Here is a 20943-nt window from a genome sequence, read left to right as displayed (position 1 = left end):
TCTCGCCTTGCTGTATTACTGGAAGGCGCACTGCAGAATAGTGATACGCCAGTGTCTCACTTACCGATTTTATCGACACATGAACGCCAGAAACTGCTACAGCCTGCTCCCGCTATAGAAAGTGACGCTTCTGACCTATTAATCCACGAAATGTTTGAAGCTCAAGTCCGTCGATCGCCACAGGCTATCGCTGTCGTTTTCGAGGGGGAGTCACTAACCTATGATGCTCTGAACCGCAGAGCAAACACGCTGGCCCATCAGCTCATCAGAATGGGTGTTCATCCGAATGACCGCGTGGCTATTTGCCTGCAACGTGGCCTGGATATGGTGATCGGCATCCTCGGTATCCTCAAGGCGGGCGGGGGCTATGTTCCGTTGGATCCGGTCTATCCGGGCGAACGGCTCAATTACATGCTGGAAGATTCCGCCCCCGTCGCACTGGTCACCCATTCTGGCCTTGTGCAGGCGCTGAATAGCGCTATTCCTGCCGTGTTAATGGATGCGCCGTTTCCAGCCAGTGCTGACGAAGATGATGAGAATAACCCTGTGCCATTATCTCCTGGCCTGGCGGCGCACCATCTGGCTTACGTTATTTATACTTCCGGTTCCACAGGCCAGCCCAAAGGCGTAATGGTCGAACACCGCAATATCACTCGCCTTTTAACCGTCAGCCAGCCTGTTTTTAGCTTTAGTCACAACGATACCTGGTCGCTATGTCACTCTTTCTCTTTTGATTTTTCCGTCTGGGAGTTATTCGGCGCGTTATGTTCAGGTGGGCGGTTGATTATGGTATCAACGGCATGCGCTCGCTCACCCGACTCGCTTTATGCACTGCTATGCCGTGAACAGGTTACGGTGCTCAATCAAACCCCCAGCGCATTCCGCCAGTTGATTGCTGCCCAGGACTCAACTCCACATACCCTGCGTTGCATCATCTTTGGCGGCGAAGCGCTTGAAATGCGCACTCTTGTGCCGTGGATCCACAACGCAGCAAACCGTAATACGCGTCTTATTAACATGTATGGCATCACGGAAATCACCGTACATGCGACCTGGTATGAAATAGCGCCTTCAGATATCACCTCGCAGGGTGCCAGTGTGATTGGCGGCCCGCTCGCCGATTTGCGGATCTACATCCTGGACAATCACCGTCAACTGGTGCCGTCTGGCGTGACGGGCGAACTCTATATCGCGGGCAACGGCGTGGCGCGCGGTTACCTGAACCGACCGGAGCTGACGGCAGAGCGTTTTCTGCCGGACCCGTTCACGCCCGGCCAGCGGATGTACCGGACCGGCGACCTCGGGCGCTGGCTGCCGGACGGCAACATTGAGTTTCTCGGGCGCAATGATTTCCAGGTCAAGCTGCGCGGGTTCCGTATCGAGCCGGGGGAGATTGAGGCCTGCCTGACGGAATGCGACGGCGTGCGCGACGCGGTGGTGATGGTGCGGGAGGACACGCCGGGTGATAAACGGCTGGTCGCCTACCTGCTGGCACAGCCCGGTCAGACGCCGTCGCCCGCCCGGCTGCGTCAGCAGCTGGCACAGTCGCTGGCGGAGTACATGCTGCCCGCCGCGTTCGTCACGCTGGAAAGCTTTCCGCTCACCCCGAACGGCAAGCTGGATCGCCGGGCGCTGCCCGTACCGGATCGCACGGCGGCGGTCACCCGCGGGGATGACGCGCCCGTTGGCGAAGTGGAAAACGCGCTGGCTGCCATCTGGTGCGACCTGCTGGGGCTGTCGCAGGTCGGGCGGCACGACAACTTTTTCGAGCTCGGCGGCCATTCGCTGAGGGTGGTCAGCCTGCTGGAGCGGCTGCGCGGCCGGGGGATGACGCTGGATATCCGCGGGGCGTTCTCCGCCCCGGTGCTGGCTGATATGGCACAGCGCATCACCCTCCGGGAGGCGGATACGCCGGTGCCGCCGCCACGTATCCCGGCTGACTGCCGGGCCATCACGCCCGGTATGCTGCCGCTGGTCAGCCTGTCGCAGGCGGAGACTGATGCGGTGGTGGCGACGGTGGAGGGCGGGGCGGCGAACGTGCAGGACATTTACCCGCTGTCACCACTGCAGGAGGGCATTCTGTTTCACCATCTGCTGCAGGGACAGGGGGATGCCTACCTGCTCAGCAGCCTGCTGGCCTTCGACACCCGCGCGCTGCTGGAGGCATTCCTGGCGGCGCTGCAGCAGGTGATTGACCGCCACGACATCCTGCGCAGCGCGGTGTGCTGGCAGGGCGTGTCCCGGCCGGTGCAGGTGGTCCGGCGTCGCGCCGTCCTGCCGGTGACAGTACTGGTGCCGCAGGCCGGGCAGGATGTCGCCGCACAGCTGCGGGCGCAGGCCAGCCGGCCGCGGCGCATGGACGTCAGCCGCGCGCCGCTGTTCCGCGCACAGACGGCGTACGACCCGGCACAGCCGCGGTGGCTGCTGGCGCTTGAGTTTCATCATCTGGTCTGCGACCACATCTCCATGGCGCTGGTCTGCGACGAAATCACGCAGATTCTGGACGGGAACGCGGCGGCGCTGGCGGCGCCGGTGCCCTACCGCAACTTTATCGCCCGCACGCTGCGGGTGCCGGAGAGTGAGCATGAGGCGTGGTTCCGCGCCCGGCTGGCGGATATCGACACGCCGACCGCCCCGTATGACACGGCCGTCACGCGGGAAAGCGACGGGACGGGCGGGGAAGCGCGGCAGACGCTGGACAGCGCGCTGGCGGGGCACATCCGTGCGCAGGCGCGGCGGCTGGGCGTCAGCCCCGGGGTGCTGTTCCACACGGCGCTGGCCCGCCTGCTGGCGCAGCTGTGCGGCCGGGATGAGGTGGTGTCCGGCACCGTGCTGATGGGGCGTCTGCAGGCCGGTGACAGCGGTGAGTCCGGCCCCGGCATGTTCATCAACACGCTGCCGCTGCGGGTGTCGCTGGCCGGGCTGAGTGCGCGGGAGGCCGTGCTGTCGACGCGGGATGCGCTGGCGGCGCTGTTTGAGCATGAACAGGCGCCGCTGTCGCTGGCGCTGCGCTGCAGCGGGGTGCCGCAGCCGCAGCCGCTGTTCAGCACGCTGCTGAATTACCGTCACAGCCCGGCGCGCAGCGGGCTTATCCGCGAGGGCATCCGGCTGCTGGAGGCGCAGGAGCGGACCCACTACCCGATAGTGTTCTCGGTGGATGACACCGGGGAGGGGTTCATTCTGACGGCGCAGACGGCGGCGGGCATTGACCCGCAGCGCCAGGCGGATTACCTGCGGGCCACGCTGGCGTCGCTGAGTGCGGCGCTGGCGCATGAGCCGCAGCGTCCGGTGCTGAGCCTCCCCGTACTGCCAGAAGGGGAACGCAACCGGCTGCTGGTGGCGTTTAACGCCACGCGGGCGGCGCTTCCGGCTGAGCGCCTGGTCCACCGCCTGTTTGAGGCGCAGGTGGCGCGCACGCCGGATGCGGTGGCGGTGGTGTGTGAAGATATCGTGCTCAGCTACGCTGCGCTGAACCGCCGGGCCAACCGGCTGGCGCACCGGCTGCTGGCGCAGGGGGTACGCCCGGATGACCGGGTGGCGGTGTGCCTGCCGCGCAGCGTCGATGCGCTGGTGGCGATGCTGGGCATTCTGAAAGCGGGCGGCGCGTATGTGCCGCTGGACCCGGCGTACCCGGCGGGACGGCTGGATTATATGCTGACGGATGCCGCGCCGGTGGCGCTGGTGACGCAGCGTGCGCTGGCGCAGAAGCCGGCCACCGCGCTGCCGGTGGTACTGACGGACGCGGAGCCGGAGGAGGGGGCGGCAGAACACAACCCGGAGGCGCAGGGGCTGACACCGGCACATCTGGCGTATGTGATTTACACCTCCGGCTCGACCGGGAAACCCAGGGGGGTGATGGTCGAGCACCGCAATGTCAGCCAGTTTATCCTCAATAACCAGGCCGCCGATCTCAGTGCGCAGGACGGTATTGCGCACTGCGCCAGCATTGCCTTTGATGCCTCGACCTGGGAAATCTGGTCGGCGCTGCTGAACGGCGCGCGGCTGTGCATTATCACGCCATCGGCGTTGCAGGATCCGCAGCAGCTGCGCGACGCGCTGCTGCGCGAAAAAGTCAGTGCGATGTGGCTCACCGTCGGGCTGTTTAACGAATACCTCGAGGTGCTGAAACCGGTGTTCGGGCAGCTGCGCTATCTGCTGACCGGCGGGGATGTGCTTGATCCGGTGAAAATCGGCCATCTGCAGCAGTTGGCACAGCAGCCGGAGCGGCTGATAAACGGCTACGGTCCGACAGAAACCACCACCTTTGTCACCACGTACACCATTGATTCCGCGGTGAGCCGCAACCGGTCAATTCCCATCGGCAAGCCCATCGCTAACACACAGATCTATCTGCTGGATAAGCACGGACTGCCGGTACCGCTGGGGATCTGCGGTGAGATCCATATCGCCGGTGAAAGCGTGGCGCGCGGTTACCTGAACCGACCGGAGCTGACGGCAGAACGTTTTCTGCCGGACCCGTTCACGCCCGGCCAGCGGATGTACCGGACCGGCGACCTCGGGCGCTGGCTGCCGGACGGCAACCTTGAGTTTCTCGGGCGCAATGATTTTCAGGTCAAGCTGCGCGGGTTCCGTATCGAGCCGGGGGAGATTGAGGCCTGCCTGACGGAATGCGACGGCGTGCGCGACGCGGTGGTGATGGTGCGGGAGGACACACCGGGTGATAAACGGCTGGTCGCCTACCTGCTGGCACAGCCCGGTCAGACGCCGTCGCCCGCCCGGCTGCGTCAGCAGCTGGCGCAGTCGCTGGCGGAGTACATGCTGCCCGCCGCGTTCGTCACGCTGGAAAGCTTTCCGCTCACGCCGAACGGCAAGCTGGATCGCCGGGCGCTGCCCGCCCCGGATCGCGCGGCAGTGGTCACCCGCGGGGATGACGCGCCCGTTGGTGACGTGGAAGAAACGCTGGCTGCCATCTGGTGCGACCTGCTGGGGCTGTCGCAGATCGGGCGGCACGACAACTTTTTTGAGCTCGGCGGCCATTCGCTGATGGTGGTGCAGCTGATCAACCGGATTCAGCGTGAGTTTTTCATTGAGGTATCCATTTCCACGCTGTTCCTGTCACCCACCTTACAGGCGCAAGCGGAAGCCATTTTTTCTGCGCAAATAGACGCAATCGCAGAGGATGAAATAGCCGCGATACAGCGCGAACTTGACGGAATGTTACCGGAAGCGTTAGCGAAGATGATAAATGAAGGACACGACAAATGACGAAAAATACAAGGAATGTAGAGGCGCTAAAACGTGCCGTTCTGGAACAAAAAATCAAAGCGCTGTTGCGGGCGCGTAAAGCGGATGAATCTCATCAGGCAAGTGTAATCCCCCTGGTCGATCGGCGAGCACCGCTGCCGCTCTCCTTCGCCCAGCAGCGTTTATGGTTTTTAAGTCAGCTTGATCCTGCCGCCAGCCTGGCATACCACATTCCGGCAACCTTACATCTCAAGGGGGCGCTTAATTATCAGGCCCTGGCTGATGCATTTAACCAGCTTATTGCCCGGCAAGAGAGTTTGCGCACGCGTTTTATTATGGTGGACGGTAAACCCCGGCAGCATATTGATCCCCCTGATACGGGCTTTGTGTTAGCACGCCACGACTTGCGTCATCTGAGTGAAACGGCGCGTTCCCAACGCATTGCTGCGCTGCATGAAGAGGATCGGAAAACCCCGTTTGATTTGAGCAATGACCGCCTTATTCGCGGGGCGTTGTTACAACTTGGCGATGAAGAACACATGCTGCTACTCACTCAGCATCACATTATTTCTGATGGCTGGTCGATTGGCGTATTAGTTCGCGAACTGAGCCATCTTTATGAGGTGGCTTGCGGCAAGCACTCTTATCCTCTGAACGCCTTACCTGTTCAGTATGCTGACTACGCCAGCTGGCAGCAGCGCCATTTTCAGGAAGGCGGCCTGGCAAAAGAGCTCGCCTTCTGGAAACAGTATCTGCAGGATGCGCCAGCGTTACTGACACTTCCCACGGATCGCCCGCGACCGAACGTACAAAGCTTTACGGGGAATAACGTTCCATTGCGGCTTAGTGAACCCTTGGTGGCCTCGCTTAAAGCATTGAGCCAGCGTCATGGTGCCACGCTTTTCATGACGCTGCTCGCAGGTTGGTCGATTGTGCTGAGCAGGCTAAGCGGTCAGCATGACCTGGTGATTGGCAGCCCGGTAGCCAACCGTTCTCACCAACAACTGGAAGGCGTGATTGGCTTTTTTGTTAACACGCTCGCTTTACGTGTGAATCTTGCCGATTGCCCGACAATCAGCCACTTATTGGCTCATGTTCGCCAACAAACGCTTGCGGCTTATGAACATCAAACACTGCCCTTTGATAAAGTTGTCGAAGCCATGCAACCTGCGCGCAGTTTGAGCCACAGCCCGCTCTTTCAGGTGATGCTAGCGCTCAATAATACGCCTGCTGAGCAGTTAGCGCTGGCAGGTGTGAGCCTCTCGTTTATGGAGCAACACCACCATTGCGCCCATTTCGATCTGACTCTTGCGCTCGCTGAAACATCCGGTGTGCTGACAGGCGATCTGGAATACGCCTCCGACCTGTTTGATCACGCAACGGCAGAACGTCTCGTTGGTTACTTTATTAAGGTGCTGACGGAGATGGCTAACGATGAGCACCAGTCTCCGCATGCGCTGCCCATGCTCTCTTCAGCTGAGTATCAGCAACTGGTGGTCAGTTTTAACACTACCCAGGCAGCTTTACCGCACGAGCATCTGCTGCACCGCCTGTTTGAGGCGCAGGTGGCGCGCACGCCGGATGCGGTGGCGGTGGTCTGTGAAGATATCAGGCTCAGCTACGCTGCGCTGAACCGCCGGGCCAACCGGCTGGCGCACCGGCTGCTGGCGCTGGGGGTACGCCCGGATGACCGGGTGGCGGTGTGCCTGCCGCGCAGCGTCGATGCAATAGTGGCGATACTGGGCATTCTGAAAGCGGGCGGCGCGTATGTGCCGCTGGACCCGGCGTACCCGGCGGGACGGCTGGATTACATGCTGGCGGATGCCGCGCCGGTGGCGCTGGCCCCGAAGGGGTGAGCCGCTTGCGGCGAATAATCGAACGTAGTTCGATGGAGAGCCGTATCCCCAAAAGCAAAAACCCGCCTTTTGGGCGGGTTCTCTGAATAAGTGGTGCCCGGACTCGGACTAACGCCGTCAGGCGTTGAACAGCGCGCCTGTCGCGCTGGCCCCGAAGGGGTGAGCCGCTTGCGGCGAATAATCGAACGTAGTTCGATGGAGAGTCCGTATCTCCAAAAGCAAAAACCCGCCTTTTGGGCGGGTTCTCTGAATAAGTGGTGCCCGGACTCGGAATCGAACCAAGGACACGGGGATTTTCAATCCCCTGCTCTACCGACTGAGCTATCCGGGCAACGGGGCGCATTAAACCTGATTCGCCGCGCTCCGTCAACGAAATTTCTTCAATTCGTTGCGGACTGCACAATCTATCACCACTTTGCGCATAATGCACGTTCGCTCAGGCAAAAAATGCTGTCCACAGGGCAGAAATCGGCATCGCAATCACCAGCGCAGGTAGCATATTCGCCACGGCAAACATCTTAATACCGCAGATGCGCAACCCGGTCGCCAGCAACAGAATACCGCCAACGGCGGTGAAATCGCCCATCATTGCGGGCGTGGTCAGCGGCAGGATCAGCGTTGCGCAGGTGGCGAGGGTAAGCTGGATAATCAGCATCGGCACGGAAATCACCGCGACAGCAAAACCGAGAGACGTGGCGAAGATCACGGCGGTAAAGAAATCGAGAAAAGCTTTGGCGATAAGAATACTTGGATCGCCGGTCATCCCTTCACGCATGGCGCCAAAAATCCCGGTACCGCTGGCGCAGAACAGAATGATGATTGCCACCAGGCTCTGAATGAACGACTCGTGAGCGCTGTTGGCATCCCCACCTTTGCGTTTTTGCAGCAGGTTACGTAGCGCATTAACACCGCCGCTGATGCCGCGCTCGACATAACAGAGTTCGCCAATCAGCGTCCCGACCAGCGTAGCGAGCACCATTACCGGCAGATTCACGCATTTAATTACCAGCAAAATACCGATACCCAGCGACGCAAGGCCGAAAATCGAAGGCATGGAGGAACGGATACGCTCGGGCAGGCGGTGGCTGAGCAATGCGCCAAGCGTGCCGCCAATCAGTACTGCGGCAGCGTTAATAAAAGGACCTGTAAGCACGAGTCACTCCTGTGTTTCACATAACTGAATAATATGCCGCGTAGAATAGCATTTTTATGCGCAACCACGTCCGGCCTGGTTGCGCCTCTTTAGGAAAGGTGACATGATTGCGCGAATTTTATTCCACCTTACGGGAGCCGCCAGATGATGCACATGACTGCTGTTTGTCTCGCATTTTGCACCTGCATGCTTTCTCGCGCCCGTGTCATTTTCCCCCATACTTCACTCACCATGCGGTGAGGTTAACGCACGCTCACTGTAGGACAACAGTAAGATCAGAAGCTGTCTGCTTTTACTGATGTCTGGCGGTCGGAGCTGGTTCCAGTCAGACACGTTCGTTGGGCGAAGCAACTGCTTTGTCCGGGGTCTTTTACTCCCCTGAAACGGGTATTCGTGCTTATGAAATCAATGAAAATTGCCGTCAGCCGCGAGCTGATATCCGCGCTTTCCACCCACCGCGAAGTGGTGACGCTGGACAGTACCGATTTTACGGATGTGGCGGCAGTCGTCATGACATTAGCGGAGAGCCGCAGCGGCATTCTTGCGTTACTCAAACGGACGGGGTTTAACCTGCCGGTTTTTTTATTCACTCAAGAGCCGCAGACCGCGCCACAAGGCGTGACAGCGGTGATCGGCGGTAAAGATCAGGACTGGCTGGAGCTGGAAACCGCTGCCTGTGACTATGAAGATAATCTGTTGCCGCCATTTTTCGATACGCTGCGCCAGTATGTCGAAATGGATAACAGCACGTTTGCCTGCCCCGGTCATCAGCACGGCGAGTTCTTTAAAAAGCACCCGGCGGGCCGCCAGTTTTACGAATTCTTCGGCGAGAATGTGTTTCGCGCCGACATGTGCAATGCCGACGTCAAGCTTGGCGATTTGCTGATCCACGAAGGTTCGGCCAAGCACGCGCAGAAGTTTGCCGCGAAGGTATTCAATGCCGATAAAACCTATTTTGTATTGAACGGCACCTCTGCTGCCAACAAAGTGGTGACCAATGCGCTGCTAACGCGGGGCGATCTGGTGCTGTTCGATCGTAATAATCACAAATCCAACCATCACGGCGCCTTGATCCAGGCCGGCGCAACGCCCGTCTACCTGGAGGCCGCGCGTAACCCGTTTGGATTTATTGGCGGCATTGACGATCACTGCTTTGATGAAACTTACCTGCGCGAGCTGATCCGCGAAGTCGCGCCGGAAAAGGCAGATCAGCCGCGCCCGTTCCGTCTGGCGGTGATCCAGCTTGGTACTTACGACGGCACGATCTACAACGCACGGCAGGTGATCGACAAGATCGGCAGCCTGTGCGACTACATTCTGTTTGATTCGGCCTGGGTAGGGTACGAGCAATTTATCCCGATGATGGCCGACTGCTCGCCGCTGCTGCTGGAGCTGAACGAGAACGATCCGGGCATTTTTGTCACCCAGTCGGTGCACAAGCAGCAGGCTGGATTCTCACAAACTTCGCAGATCCACAAAAAAGATAACCATCTGCGCGGGCAGGCACGTTTTTGTCCGCATAAACGGCTGAACAACGCGTTTATGCTGCATGCGTCAACCAGCCCGTTTTACCCGTTGTTTGCCGCGCTGGACGTTAACGCCAAGATCCATCAGGGTGAGAGCGGGCGTCGTCTGTGGGCAGAATGTGTAGCACTGGGTATTGAAGCGCGCAAAGCGATTATCGCTAATTGTAAGATGATCAAACCTTTTGTACCGCCGGAAATCGCCGGGCGACCGTGGCAGGATCACCCGACAGACGTGATCGCCCGTGAGCGGCGTTTCTTCAGCTTTGAGCCGGGCGATAAATGGCACGGTTTTGAAGGTTATGCGCACGAGCAATATTTTGTTGATCCCTGCAAGCTGCTGCTGACCACGCCGGGCATTGATGTGGAAACGGGCGAATATACCGGGTTTGGCATTCCGGCCACCATTCTGGCGCACTACCTGCGTGAAAATGGCATTGTGCCGGAGAAGTGCGATCTCAACTCGATCTTGTTCCTGCTGACGCCGGCCGAAAGTGCCGGGAAGATGGCGCAACTGGTGGCGATGCTCGCCCAGTTCGAACAACATATTGAAGATGACACGCCGCTGGCCGACGTGCTGCCTACCATCTTTAATAAATACCCGGTGCGTTATCGCGACTACACGCTGCGTGAACTGTGCCAGGAGATGCACGATCTGTACGTGAGTTTTGACGTAAAAGATCTGCAAAAAGCGATGTTCCGCAAAGCCAGCCTGCCAGCGGTCGTAATGAACCCGCAGGATGCCAATAGCGAGTTTATTCGCGGCAATGTTGAGCTGGTGCGCATCAGTAAGGCAGAAGGGCGCATTGCCGCCGAAGGCGCGCTACCCTATCCGCCGGGTGTGCTCTGCGTGGTGCCGGGAGAAGTGTGGGGCGGTGCGGTGCAGCGCTATTTCCTCGCGCTGGAAGAGGGCGTCAATCTGCTGCCGGGCTTTTCACCGGAGCTACAGGGCGTTTATTCGGAGACCGACACCGACGGCATCAAACGCCTGTACGGTTATGTACTGAAGTAGTGTTTAGCCCCTCAACCACACGGTGAGGGGCCATCTCACGCGGCCACCCGGCGGTACATGCGTCTCGGGTGGCCAATTTTCCCGTACTGCATCTCCACCGCCAGATAGCCGGCTTCCACACAGTGTTCCAGATAGCGCCGGGTGGTGGTTTTGCTCAACCCCGTTTCGCTCACCACTTCATCGACGGAGAAACAGCGCGCGATCTCATCAGCAAAAAGCTTCTGAATCAGTGCCAGTGTGCTCTCTTCAATGCCTTTACTGCCATTATCCTGGCGGAAATTCTTCGCCTGTAACTGGTAAAGCGAGTCCACGTTCTGTTGGTCGACAATTTTCCACACGCGTTGCTGCTCGGCGAATTGCACAAAGCGCTCCAGCGACTGGCTCAATCGCTTCCACGATACGGGTTTGAGGATATAGTCGAACGCGCCATTGCGGATCGCCTGGCTACAGGTGTCCATATCACTGGCGGCGGTAATAAAAATCACCGAGCAGTTCGCGCGAATAATCTGCGGATCGTTAATAAGCGTGATGCCTTTGCCATCCGGTAAATAGTTATCCAGTAACACTAACTGCGGCTGGGTGTTGCTCAATAACGCGCGCGCTTCGGCAAGCGACGAGGCAATGCCAACCAGCCGCAGGCGCGGGTGTTTGCTGACCAGTTCCGCATTAAGCTGCGCAAGCGTGTTTTCATCTTCTACTATCAGCACGTCTATCAGTTCATGTTGCATAATTCTGATCTTCCAGGGTCGGCACGGGACGCGGTACGTTACCCGTTTCAGGAATAAACAAAGAGAAAATCGTGCCGCGAGGCGTGTTAGCGGAGACTTCAATCGATCCGCCCACCTGCGTTACATAGCTGGCGATCAGGTACAGACCGATACCATGATCGCCACTGCGCTTGGTGGTCATCCCGCGTTCAAAAATATGATCGCGAATCGCCGGATCAATGCCGATACCGCGATCCGCCACTTCAATAATCAACTCCCGTTCGTTCAGCAAAATCAGCACTTCAACCGGTTCGTGAGGCAGCGTTGCGCGCTGGGTTGCTTCAATCGCGTTATCCAACAGGTTACCAATGATTGAGATCAGCTCCGCTTCACCCAACAACCGGCAGGCTCTGTCCATCTGACACAGCGGATCAAAGGCCAGTTCTACCCCTTTTTCACGGGCGCGCGCCGCTTTCCCCAGCAGCAAACCACATAGCGTTGGCGAGCTAAAGCGCGAAGAGATAAAGTCCAGCAGCTCCTGCGCGTGTTCTGATTGCGCCTGAATGTAGCGCACGGCTTCATCGTAGCGTTCCATATGCAGCAGACCAGAGAGCGTGGTCATGCGATTCAGTTGCTCGTGGCGCATAATGCGCAGGTTATCCACATAGCGTTTTACCTGGCTTAGCTGTGCGCTCAGCGTGTCTATTTCGTTGCGATCGCGAAAGGTAATCACCCAGCCCTGCAATTTATCTTCCAGCATGATGCGTACCCGGCTGGCAATCACCGTTAACTGATTAAAACGGCAAATCTCATCGTGCGTGTCGTTTTCCAGCATCATCGAACGGTCAAAAAACGGCACCGGGGAGATCACTTCAGCGATGTTTTGCCCGCGCAGCGCACGCGTTGGCTGGCTCAATCCCAGTAATTTGCGCGCTGCCTGGTTGATCACTTCAATACGCAGTTCGCTGTCAATCGCTATCACCCCTTCATAGATCGATTCCATCATCGCCTTTTGTTGGCGCACCAGCAGGCCAATCTCCCGCGGTTCAAGGGAGAAGATCTGTTTTTTAATGCTGCGGGTAAAGAACCAGGAAAAAATAAACAGCGCAGCCAGCAGCAATACAGCGGCAATAAAAATGTTGATCACTTTACCGAGCGTGATGGTATCGAGATAACTGGTCAGATACCCCACCGACACAATCCCGATCACGCGCCCGGCATCATCAAAAATCGGCGCTTTACTGCGTAACGAAATACCCAGCCCGCCTTTGCGGATAGTGGTGATGCTTTTCCCGTGCAACACCTCGGTATTATCGTCACCCACTAATGTTTTTCCGACCACATCAGAATGGACTGAATGAAATAAATGGATGCCTTTGTCATCGCCAATAACAATAAAGCTTGCATCGCTATGTGCCACCACTTTATGCATAAATTGCGCGATGGCTCGAATATCTTTATCGGCAACCGATTTGCGTAAATTCGGAATGATCGCTATTTCCTCGGCCTGTATTTTTGCCCGTGCGCTCATTTCCTGATATAGCTGGCGGCCGACATCCTTGTAATAATAAACGCCAAGCAGAACGAACAAACCGGAGAAAAAAAGCACCAGTGAAATAAAAAGTTTGATTTGGAACGAGACTTTCATGACGGTTCGCACAGCAGCCAGCAAAGCGCCAATGTAGCATCTTTTTGCGCGCGCGTACGCAGTTTACTGGAAACTTGTGATCCCTTGCACAGCCAGTGCTGAAGCGGAAAAATGGTCTGTTAAATATTCTTTTTTGGAAATGTTATTAACTTGTATTTCTATTTAAAAAAAACCATAAAAACCACGGCAATAATTAAGGCGTAAATCACACAAAATAAAAGAAACCTTAAAAACCATAGGAGCCATTAAAACTCCGGTTTTAATATGCTATTCCTCACATAAAGTACGCATTTAGCCCTTTACTCTACAGACACAAAATAACCAAGGGGCTTAATTATGAGCACAACTGACGATTCATTCTCTGTTACCTCTGAATCGCTGGCGATTCAAAAAACATCACTGAAGGATAAGTGGTGGCACATTATGGATACATGGAAAGTTGGGATTATTCCACTGCCATTATTCCTGCTGGCCGGTGCGTTAATTGCTATCGACTGTCTTGGCGGCAAGTTGCCGAGCGATATCGTCGTGATGGTGGCGACGCTGGCGTTCTTCGGCTTTGCCTGCGGTGAGTTCGGTAAACGTCTGCCGATCGTCGGCAAACTGGGCGCAGCGGCGATTTGCGCCACCTTTATCCCTTCGGCAATGGTTTATTACGGTTTGTTGCCGGACGTGGTGGTTGAGTCCACTACCAAGTTCTACAAATCAACCAACATCCTCTATCTCTACATCTGCTGCATCATTGTCGGCAGTATCATGAGCATGAACCGCACCACCCTGATACAGGGCTTCCTGCGTATCTTCTTCCCAATGGTTTGCGGCGAAGTGGTTGGCATGCTGGTGGGTATGGGCGTTGGCCTGGCGCTGGGTATGGAACCGTTCCAGATCTTCTTCTTTATCATTCTGCCAATCATGGCGGGTGGTGTAGGTGAAGGCGCGATTCCGCTCTCCATTGGTTACGCCACGCTGCTGCACATGGATCAGGGCGTCGCGCTGGGCCGTGTACTGCCGATGGTGATGCTGGGCGGTCTGACCGCAATCATTATTTCTGGCTGCCTGAACCAGTTGGGTAAACGCTTCCCGCATCTGACCGGCGAAGGCCAGCTGATGCCTAACCGTAGCAATGGTGATGAACAAGCGCCGGCTGCTCCCGCGTTTTCCGGTAAAACTGATGTCACCACCATCGCGGCGGGCGCACTGCTGGCAGTGTTGCTGTATATGATCGGTATGCTTGGCCACAAACTGATTGGCCTGCCTGCACCGGTCGGCATGCTGTTTGCCGCCGTGCTGGTTAAGCTGGCGCACGGTGTTTCTCCGCGCCTGCTGGAAGGTTCTCAGGTGGTGTACAAATTCTTCCAGACCTCTGTGACTTACCCAATCCTCTTCGCCGTGGGCGTGGCCATTACGCCGTGGGAAGAGCTGGTTCACGCTTTCACTCTCGATAACCTGCTGGTGATCGTGAGTACCGTTTCCGCGCTGGTTGCCACTGGTTTCTTCGTAGGTAAAAAGATTGGCATGCATCCAATTGATGTCGCCATCGTTTCCTGCTGCCAGAGCGGCCAGGGCGGTACAGGGGACGTTGCCATCCTGACTGCCGGTAACCGTATGAGCCTGATGCCGTTTGCACAGATTGCGACCCGTATTGGTGGTGCGATCAACGTGTCGGTATCGCTGCTGGTTCTTGGCAATTTCCTCGTCTGATTAAGCACTACAGGAACTGATATGAAACTCGCAAGCTTTGTCCATCAGGGGATCCGTAGCTACGGCATCGTGAAGGCTGATGGCGTCATCAATCTGGGCCAGCGCCTGGGCGACCGCTACGGTGATTTGAAATCGTTGCTAGCTGCCGATGCGCTGAGTGAGGCACAACAGCTGAGCGGTGAAGCGACGGATCTGCGCTTTGACGATCTCAACTTTCTGCCGGTTATTGAAAACCCGGGGAAAATTCTCTGTGTCGGCATGAACTACGCCGAGAAACGCAAAGAGTTCGATCAACATAACCCGGCGCCGACGCTGTTTGTGCGCTTCGCCGACTCGCAAACCGGGCATAACGCGCCGGTGCTGAAACCGCGTCACTCCAGCGAATTCGATTACGAAGGTGAGCTGGCAGTAATCATCGGTAAAGGCGGTGAAAACATCTCTCGTGACACAGCGTTAAGCCATGTCGCAGGTTACAGCTGCTATATGGATGGCTCTGCGCGTGACTGGCAGCATACCTGGTTCACTGCCGGTAAAAACTGGCGGCAGACCGGCGCTTTCGGCCCATGGATGACGACGGCAGATGAGATCCCCGATCCGCATCAGCTCACTATCCGCACGTGGTTGAATGGTCGCATGGTGCAGGACGACACCACCGCCAGCATGATCCACAAGGTCGCCGAGCTTATCGAGTACATCAGCACCTTTACCAGTCTGACGCCGGGCGACGTCATCATCACCGGTTCACCGGGCGGTGTTGGTAAAAAGCGCAATCCACCGCTGTTTATGAAAGCAGGCGATCGCATCGAAGTGGAGATCGAAAATATCGGTCACCTCAGCAATGTGATCATCGAAGCGCCAGACCATGCGCTGACGGCAGCACACTAGAGACGAAGGCAATACGATGCAAGCACGACCCTCCATCGACTTCCGCGTTGCGGAAGTCAACGGCAATACTCAACGGCTGGCCTCTATCCGCACGTTGCTCGCAGACAGTGGTTTAGGTATGGACAGCGATATCACCACCTTCGTTGAAGCCTGGTCGGGAAACCGGCTGGTGGGTTGTGCAGGTCTCGCCGCCAACGTTATCAAATGTGTAACGGTTGAAGAACAGTTGCGTGGGGAAAACCTCAGTGCGCGGCTGCTGGCGGAAGTAGAGCACCTGGCGCTGGCGCGTGGACATTTTCATCTGTTCCTGTGCACGCGCCCCTGCAATCGGGAGCGTTTCCAGCACAGCGGTTTTTGGCCGATTGCCCAGAGCGGCAACAACGCGATATTGATGGAGAATACACCGTCTGGCATTCAGCGTTACTGCCGCACTTTGCAGGCGCGCCGCGTTGCCGGAAAGCGCATCGGCTCCATCGTGATGAACGCCAATCCCTTCACGCTGGGCCATCGGCATCTTGTTGAGCAGGCCGCACAGGCCTGCGACTGGCTGCACCTGTTTGTGGTGCGTGAAGATGCCTCGTTTTTTCCTTTCTCCGCACGGCTGAAAATGGTGAAAGCGGGTGTGGCGCACCTGCCCAATGTCACGGTTCACGAAGGCTCTCAGTACATTATTTCCCGCGCTACCTTTCCGGCCTATTTCCTCAAAGAGACCGGCAAAGTGCAGCAGGCGTGGAGTGAAATCGACCTGCTCATCTTCCGTAACCATATTGCTCCGGCGCTCGGTGTTACACACCGCTTTATCGGCAGCGAGCCGTTTTGCGATATCACCCGCCAGTACAACCAGACTATGCATCAGTTGCTGGCAGGTGCGGTCGAGGTGGTGGAAGTTTCGCGCATTAAAGCGACCGGCACCGCCATCTCTGCCTCGGAAGTGCGTCGTTTGCTTAAAACACACCAGTTTTCCCGTATTCGGGAAATTGTACCGGATACCACTTTTGCGCACCTTGAGTCTCATTACAGCGCGGAAGTCGCTTAAAAATCAGGAAAATAATTATGAAAATTGTAAGGGAGGCGCTGGCCGGGACGATGGAGTCCAGCGACCTGATGGTGAAAATCGCCCCCGCAGAAGGCGAGCTGGATATTGTTATCCATAGCGAGGTGATGAAGCAGTTCGGCGATCAAATCCGCAAGGTAGTGGATACCACGCTGCGCGCGATGGAAGTCCGCCAGGGCTTAATCATCATTGAAGATAAAGGCGCACTGGACTGCGTAATCCGTGCCCGTCTGCAAAGCGCCATTCTGCGCGCCGCCGAAGGCACCGAAATCGACTGGGGGAAACTGCTGTGAAAAAACTACGTCGTAGCATGCTGTTCCTGCCGGGCGCTAACGCCGCCATGCTCTCCACCGCTTTTATCTACCGTCCTGATTCGATCATGTTCGACCTGGAAGACGCGGTAGCGTTGCGCGAAAAAGACACTGCGCGTTTGCTGGTGTTCCACGCACTGCAACATCCGATGTATCAGGATATGGAAACCGTGGTGCGTATTAACCCGCTGAACACGCCGTTTGGCCTGCCTGATCTGGAAGCGGTGGTTCGCGCCGGTGTTGATGTGGTGCGTTTACCGAAAACGGATACGCCGGAAGATATCTACGAACTGGAACGCCACCTGGAGCGTATCGAGCTGGCCTGCGGGCGCGAGGTGGGTTCCACCCGCGTGATGGCGGCGATTGAATCGGCGATTGGCGTCATTAATGCCGTCGCGATTGCGCGTAGCTCGCAGCGCTTAATTGGCATCGCGCTCGCCGCGTTTGACTACGTGATGGATATGCAAACCGAGCGTGGCGACGGCACTGAACTGTTCTATGCGCGCTGCGCCGTACTGCACGCTGCGCGCGCCGCCGGGATTGATGCGTTCGACGTAGTGTGGTCAGACGTCAATGATGAAGCCGGTTTCCTGCGCGAAGTCGATCTGGTGCGCAAAATGGGTTTCAACGGCAAGTCACTGATCAACCCGCGTCAAATCGATCTTCTGCATAACGCCTATGCACCAACCCAGCAGGAAGTGGATCACGCGAAAGTGGTTATCGAAGCGGCGGAAGAGGGCGAACGCAATGGCCTCGGCGTGGTTTCGCTGAACGGCAAAATGATTGACGCCCCCATTATTAATCACGCGCAGATGGTGCTGGAACGTGCGGCTGCGTCCGGCGTGCGTCGTTAAGGACAGAACAATGAATCAAACAGAGCTTCTTCACGTTAATTTTCCCCATCTGCGTGATTTAAAACCCTTTGAAAGCGCTCACGCGGCAACACCGTGGCTGGCGGATATCAACACCAAACACACGCGCAAACTCTGCGCGACGCTGGAAGACGCGATTGACCGCAGTGGTCTGAAAGACGGTATGACTATCTCTTTCCACCACGCATTTCGCGAAGGCGATCGCGTGATCAACAACGTTGTGGCAACGCTGGCGCGTCTGGGTTTTAAAAACCTGACGCTGGCTTCCAGTTCGCTGATGACCTGCAACGATGCGCTGATCGAACATATTCAGAACGGTGTAATTTCGCGTATTTACACCTCCGGGATGCGCGGCAAGCTGGCAGATGCGATCTCTCACGGCCTGATGGCGGAGCCCGTTCAGATTCACTCTCACGGCGGCCGCGTGAAGCTGTTGCAGGATGGCGAGCTGAACATCGATGTCGCTTTCCTCGGCGTGCCGTGCAGCGATGAGTTCGGTAACGCCAACGGCACTCAGGGGAAATCCTGTTGTGGCTCGCTGGGTTACGCGATGGTGGACGCGCAGTTCGCCAAAAAAGTGGTGTTATTGACCGAAGAGCTGGTGCCGTTCCCGAACATGCCGGCGAGCCTTGGTCAGGATCAGGTTGATCTGATCGTGCAGGTAGAAAGCGTGGGCGATCCGGCGAAAATCAGCGTCGGTGCGGCGCGCGTCACCAGCAATCCGCGCGAACTGATGATCGCCCGTTACGCAGCGGATGTGATCGAGCACTCCGGTTATTTCAAAGAGGGTTTCTCCATGCAGACCGGCTCCGGCGCAGCAGCGACCGCAGCGACGCGCTTCATGGAAGAAAAAATGGAGCGCCACGGGGTAAAAGCTCGTTTCGCGCTTGGCGGCATCACCGGTAGCCTGGTGGATCTGCATGAGAAAGGGCTTATTGAAAAATTGCTGGATACGCAGTGTTTCGATGGCCAGGCGGCGGCGTCATTGCACCGTAACCCGAACCATGTCGAGATCTCCACCAACGTCTATGCCAACCCGGGCGGTAAAGCGGCCAGTTGCGATCAACTGGATGTGGTGATCCTCAGCGCGCTGGAGATTGATGTCGACTTCAATGTTAACGTCATCACCGGTTCTGATGGCGTGATGCGTGGTGCCTCCGGTGGTCACTGCGATGTTGCGGCAGCGGCAAACCTCACCATTGTCGTAGCCCCCTTGCTGCGTAGCCGCATTCCTACCGTTGTAAAACGCGTGACCACGTTGCTGACACCAGGGGAAAGCATCGACGTGCTGGTCACCGATCACGGCATCGCGGTTAACCCGGCGCGCCCGGATATTCGCGAACGTTTACTGGCGGCAGGGCTGAAAATCGTCGATATCGAAGCGCTTTACCAGCGTGCGATTTCACTGACCGGTGAACCGAAACCGATCGCGTTTACCGACCGCATTGTTGGCGTGATCCGCTATCGCGACGGCAGCGTGATCGATGTGGTTCGTCAGGTTAAAGAGGACAATCTATGACCACACTGACGCCCGTGAGAGCGGGCGTCAGCCTTGAGGCGCTGCTGGCGGCGAAAGATAGCCGCGCGGCGCGTCAGGCTGACTGGCTCACTCACTATCAACAACCGGTTATTTCGCTGACGCTGGTCACCCCTGGCGCGGTAAAAGACAGTATTCGCTACCGCAATACCATGGGCGTGGCACTCCAGGCCTGCGACCAGTTGCTGTGGCAAAACCACTGGCGCGTGCTGGACAGGCAGGTGTTATGGCTGCCAACCGGCGCGGAAGCGCTGTGGTGCGTGGAGCACCCGGCGGTAGAAATCAAAGCGCAGTGCGTGGAGATGGAACAGACTCATCCGCTTGGCAGGCTATGGGATTTTGATGTGTTTTGCCCGAAAGAGGGGCAGGTTGGGCGGCATTCGCTGGATTTAAATACCCGTCGCTGTCTGGTATGTGATGAACCTGCACACGGCTGTGCGCGCTCGCGTCGCCATCCGGTAGAAGACGTCGTCGCTCGCGTGGAGAGGTTAATTGATGGCTGGTTTGCTCGCGACTAAATCCGCCATTGCTGACGTGCCTGAGCTCGCGGCACAGGCGTTGCGCCTTGAGCTGGATTTAACCCCCAAACCGGGGCTGGTGGACAGGGCGAATAACGGTTCGCACCAGGATATGGATCATGCGCTGTTTTTAAAAAGTATTGCGGCGATTACGCCGTGGTTCACGATGTTTGCCGGGGCGGGAAAAGCCCATGCGCAGAAACCGGCCAGTGAGCAGCTACGGCTGCTGCGCCCGATGGGTATTGCCTGCGAGCAAGCGATGTTCACGGCGACAGATGGTGTGAACACACATAAGGGCGGCATTTTTTCTCTTGGCCTGCTCTGTTTTGCGGCCGGGCGTTTGCAAGGACAAGGGCGCATTGTTAGCGCTGACGCGCTTTGCCAGCAGGTAAGTGAAATCTGCTGTGGATTAGTGGCGCGTGAGCTGGATGGCCGCCCACAGGCTATAACGGCGGGTGAAAAACAGTTTCGCCAGTATGGGCTGACGGGCGCACGCGGTGAAGCGGAGCAGGGGTTTATCACCGTGCGCCGCGCGGTGTTGCCGTTCTGGCATCAGGAGCAAGGGGAGCGGCGGTTACACAATGCGCTGCTGCGCCTGATGGCCGCGAACCGTGACAGCAATCTGGTTTCTCGCGGCGGTATTGAAGGGCTGCGCTACGTCCAGGATTATGCGGCGAGATTGCTGGCAACAGGTTGGGATAGCGATGCGCTGCGCGAAATGGATAGTGCGTTAATGGCTCGCCGGTTAAGTCCCGGCGGTAGCGCGGATTTGCTGGCGGTGGCCTGGGTTCTTGGTGAGCTGTAAGCTGGCTATAAAAAACTATCTCATAGCAGATGGCACTGGTTGCACCTCAGAAGGGCGCAATCAGTACCCTAATAAAAAGTCCCTGCCTGTTCTGAACGATTTCACTCAAAAGATAATAAGCTAAAGCCTGCGGCTAACCACCTCCGCTAAAAGAGG

General features: G+C 57.3%; 13 protein-coding genes, 1 tRNA gene and 1 pseudogene. 11 read left to right on the top strand and 4 right to left on the bottom strand.

Annotated features, from left to right (window positions below):
- Positions 1-84: 84 nt before the first annotated feature.
- Positions 85-5226 (top strand): annotated as a pseudogene (locus tag IP581_RS19375) (amino acid adenylation domain-containing protein); the annotation flags it as partial.
- The gene (locus tag IP581_RS19370; protein WP_193821159.1) at positions 5223-7061 is read left to right on the top strand and encodes a condensation domain-containing protein; all 1839 of its coding nucleotides are present in this window, start codon (positions 5223-5225) and stop codon (positions 7059-7061) included. The pseudogene IP581_RS19375 and the gene IP581_RS19370, both read left to right, overlap by 4 nt.
- A gap of 255 nt (positions 7062-7316) precedes the next feature.
- On the opposite strand, the gene IP581_RS19365 is transcribed toward IP581_RS19370, so the two are convergent.
- Both IP581_RS19365 and IP581_RS19360 read right to left on the bottom strand, forming a co-directional pair.
- A tRNA-Phe gene (locus IP581_RS19365) sits at positions 7317-7392 on the bottom strand.
- 105 nt (positions 7393-7497) lie between these two features.
- Positions 7498-8214 (bottom strand): DUF554 domain-containing protein, encoded by a 717-nt coding sequence (locus tag IP581_RS19360; RefSeq protein WP_086873475.1) that lies wholly within the window; start codon positions 8212-8214, stop codon positions 7498-7500.
- Positions 8215-8613: 399 nt separating this feature from the next.
- Here IP581_RS19360 and IP581_RS19355 point away from each other — a divergent pair, with 399 nt between their 5' ends.
- Positions 8614-10749, top strand: a complete 2136-nt coding sequence (locus tag IP581_RS19355; RefSeq protein ID WP_097400826.1) for an ornithine decarboxylase — start codon at positions 8614-8616, stop codon at positions 10747-10749.
- Positions 10750-10784: 35 nt separating this feature from the next.
- On the opposite strand, the gene IP581_RS19350 is transcribed toward IP581_RS19355, so the two are convergent.
- On the bottom strand, positions 10785-11477 hold the full coding sequence (locus IP581_RS19350) for a response regulator (protein WP_086873477.1): 693 nt from the start codon (positions 11475-11477) through the stop codon (positions 10785-10787).
- Positions 11467-13104, bottom strand: coding sequence for an ATP-binding protein (locus IP581_RS19345; RefSeq protein ID WP_086873478.1), 1638 nt, complete (start codon positions 13102-13104; stop codon positions 11467-11469). The genes IP581_RS19350 and IP581_RS19345 overlap by 11 nt, the downstream gene beginning before the upstream one ends.
- Before the next feature lie 336 nt (positions 13105-13440).
- Between IP581_RS19345 and IP581_RS19340 the strand changes: the two genes are divergently transcribed.
- Genes IP581_RS19340 through citG form a run of 8 tightly spaced genes read left to right on the top strand, consistent with a single transcriptional unit; the run spans position 13441 to position 20787 of the window.
- Positions 13441-14805, top strand: a complete 1365-nt coding sequence (locus IP581_RS19340) for a 2-hydroxycarboxylate transporter family protein (RefSeq protein ID WP_086873479.1) — start codon at positions 13441-13443, stop codon at positions 14803-14805.
- 21 nt (positions 14806-14826) lie between these two features.
- Positions 14827-15690 (top strand): fumarylacetoacetate hydrolase family protein, encoded by an 864-nt coding sequence (locus IP581_RS19335; RefSeq protein ID WP_086873480.1) that lies wholly within the window; start codon positions 14827-14829, stop codon positions 15688-15690.
- Between the two features lie 16 nt (positions 15691-15706).
- Positions 15707-16726 (top strand): [citrate (pro-3S)-lyase] ligase, encoded by a 1020-nt coding sequence (citC, locus tag IP581_RS19330; RefSeq protein WP_193821158.1) that lies wholly within the window; start codon positions 15707-15709, stop codon positions 16724-16726.
- A 17-nt stretch (positions 16727-16743) separates the two neighbouring features.
- Positions 16744-17037: a citrate lyase acyl carrier protein gene (citD, locus tag IP581_RS19325; protein WP_086873482.1), complete on the top strand. Its 294-nt coding sequence runs from the start codon at positions 16744-16746 to the stop codon at positions 17035-17037.
- Positions 17034-17909 (top strand): citrate (pro-3S)-lyase subunit beta, encoded by an 876-nt coding sequence (gene citE, locus IP581_RS19320; protein ID WP_086873483.1) that lies wholly within the window; start codon positions 17034-17036, stop codon positions 17907-17909. Before citD ends, citE begins: the two co-directional genes overlap by 4 nt.
- Positions 17910-17919: 10 nt before the next feature.
- The gene (gene citF / locus IP581_RS19315) at positions 17920-19446 is read left to right on the top strand and encodes a citrate lyase subunit alpha (RefSeq protein WP_193821157.1); all 1527 of its coding nucleotides are present in this window, start codon (positions 17920-17922) and stop codon (positions 19444-19446) included.
- A complete protein-coding gene (gene citX, locus IP581_RS19310) occupies positions 19443-19982 on the top strand; it encodes a citrate lyase holo-[acyl-carrier protein] synthase (protein ID WP_097400828.1) in 540 nt (179 codons plus the stop codon). The genes citF and citX overlap by 4 nt, the downstream gene beginning before the upstream one ends.
- Entirely contained in the window at positions 19960-20787 is an 828-nt protein-coding gene (gene citG, locus IP581_RS19305; RefSeq protein ID WP_193821156.1) for a triphosphoribosyl-dephospho-CoA synthase CitG, read from the top strand. The genes citX and citG overlap by 23 nt, the downstream gene beginning before the upstream one ends.
- The last annotated feature ends 156 nt before the right edge of the window (positions 20788-20943 follow it).

The sequence above is a fragment of the Kosakonia pseudosacchari genome, assembly GCF_015167415.1.
GTDB lineage: Bacteria > Pseudomonadota > Gammaproteobacteria > Enterobacterales > Enterobacteriaceae > Kosakonia > Kosakonia pseudosacchari.
Note: the sequence above shows the minus strand (reverse complement) of the source record. Positions and strands in the feature narration are given on the sequence as shown.

What these genes read in the sequence shown, in the direction of transcription:
- citC (WP_193821158.1), top strand. Translation starts at nt 15,707, where the DNA reads ATGCAAGCACGACCCTCCATCGACTTCCGCGTTGCGGAAGTCAACGGC.
- citD (WP_086873482.1), top strand. Translation starts at nt 16,744, where the DNA reads ATGAAAATTGTAAGGGAGGCGCTGGCCGGGACGATGGAGTCCAGCGAC.
- IP581_RS19345 (WP_086873478.1), bottom strand. Translation starts at nt 13,104, where the DNA reads ATGAAAGTCTCGTTCCAAATCAAACTTTTTATTTCACTGGTGCTTTTT.
- IP581_RS19340 (WP_086873479.1), top strand. Translation starts at nt 13,441, where the DNA reads ATGAGCACAACTGACGATTCATTCTCTGTTACCTCTGAATCGCTGGCG.
- IP581_RS19350 (WP_086873477.1), bottom strand. Translation starts at nt 11,477, where the DNA reads ATGCAACATGAACTGATAGACGTGCTGATAGTAGAAGATGAAAACACG.
- IP581_RS19335 (WP_086873480.1), top strand. Translation starts at nt 14,827, where the DNA reads ATGAAACTCGCAAGCTTTGTCCATCAGGGGATCCGTAGCTACGGCATC.
- IP581_RS19370 (WP_193821159.1), top strand. Translation starts at nt 5,223, where the DNA reads ATGACGAAAAATACAAGGAATGTAGAGGCGCTAAAACGTGCCGTTCTG.
- IP581_RS19355 (WP_097400826.1), top strand. Translation starts at nt 8,614, where the DNA reads ATGAAATCAATGAAAATTGCCGTCAGCCGCGAGCTGATATCCGCGCTT.
- citX (WP_097400828.1), top strand. Translation starts at nt 19,443, where the DNA reads ATGACCACACTGACGCCCGTGAGAGCGGGCGTCAGCCTTGAGGCGCTG.
- citF (WP_193821157.1), top strand. Translation starts at nt 17,920, where the DNA reads ATGAATCAAACAGAGCTTCTTCACGTTAATTTTCCCCATCTGCGTGAT.
- citG (WP_193821156.1), top strand. Translation starts at nt 19,960, where the DNA reads ATGGCTGGTTTGCTCGCGACTAAATCCGCCATTGCTGACGTGCCTGAG.